This is a genomic window from Pseudomonas sp. 05N434 (genome assembly GCF_056396965.1).
This window is the reverse complement of record NZ_JBFTMK010000833.1, coordinates 1-1,446: the sequence shown is the minus strand read 5'-3', so window position 1 is coordinate 1,446 and position 1,446 is coordinate 1. Positions and strand designations below refer to the sequence as shown.

Annotated in this window: 1 protein-coding gene; it reads left to right on the top strand. The window is 62.7% G+C overall.

The window, feature by feature from the left end; genetic code table 11:
* A partial coding sequence (locus AC1DLB_RS29880) for an NADP-dependent glyceraldehyde-3-phosphate dehydrogenase (protein WP_477786275.1) occupies positions 1 to 1,446 on the top strand: 1,446 nt, incomplete at both ends.

The window sequence follows — 1,446 nt, the reverse complement described above, 5'->3', positions numbered from 1 at the left end:
GCGAATACCTGGTCGACGGTGAACTGAAAACCTGGTCCGGCCCCCTCGCCCAGGTGCGCAGCCCGGTGTACCTGAGCGGCGCGAATGGCGATGAACAAGTGATCCTCGGCAGCACGCCGCTGCTCGATGCCGACACCGCCCTGACCGCGCTCGACGCGGCTGTCCGTGCCTATGACCGGGGCCAGGGTTTGTGGCCGACCATGCGCGTGGCCGAGCGTATCCAGCATGTCGAGACCTTCCTCGGTCGTATGCGCGAACAGCGCGAGGCGGTGGTCAAGTTGCTGATGTGGGAGATCGGCAAGAACCTCAAGGACTCGGAGAAAGAGTTCGACCGCACCTGCGACTACATCGTCGACACCATCAACGCCCTCAAGGAACTCGACCGCCGCTCCAGCCGATTCGAACTGGAACAGGACACCCTCGGCCAGATCCGCCGCGTTCCGATGGGCGTGGCGTTGTGCATGGGGCCTTACAACTATCCGCTGAACGAGACTTTCACCACGCTGATTCCGGCGCTGATCATGGGCAACACCGTGGTGTTCAAGCCGGCCAAGCTGGGGGTGCTGTTGATTCGTCCGCTGCTGGAAGCCTTTCGCGACAGCTTCCCGGCCGGGGTGATCAACGTCATTTACGGCAGTGGCCGCGAGACCGTCAGCGCACTGATGGCCAGCGGCAAGATCGATATCTTTGCGTTTATCGGCACCAACAAGGCTGCCAGCGACCTGAAAAAGCTTCACCCGCGGCCTCACCGCTTGCGTGCGGCACTGGGCCTGGATGCGAAGAACCCCGGCATCGTGTTGCCAGAGGTGGATCTGGACAACGCGGTCAGCGAAGCCGTCACCGGCTCCCTGTCGTTCAACGGTCAGCGCTGCACCGCGCTGAAAATCCTCTTCGTCCATGAAGACGTGGTCGAAGCGTTCATCGAGAAATTCAACGCCAGGCTCGCCTCACTGAAACCCGGCATGCCGTGGGACAGCGGCGTGGCCCTGACACCGCTGCCGGAGGCGAGCAAAGTCGATTATCTGCATTCGCTGGTGGCGGACTCGGTCAGCAAAGGCGCCGCCGTGGTCAACCCCAATGGTGGTGAGTCCCGGGCATCGTTCTTCTACCCGGCCGTGTTGTACCCGGTGACACCGCAGATGCGCGTCTATCAGGAAGAACAGTTTGGCCCGGTCGTGCCGATCGTGCCTTACCGTCATCTGGACACCGTGATCGATTACGTCCTGGAATCCGACTTCGGCCAGCAACTGAGCATCTTCGGCACCAACCCGGTGGCGGTCGGCAGGCTGGTGGACACCTTCGCCAACCAGGTCGGCCGGATCAACCTCAACGCCCAGTGCCAACGCGGCCCGGACACCTACCCGTTCAACGGCCGCAAGAACTCCGCCGAGGGCACGTTGTCGGTGCATGATGCGCTGCGGGTATTTTCGATCCGGACCCTGGTGG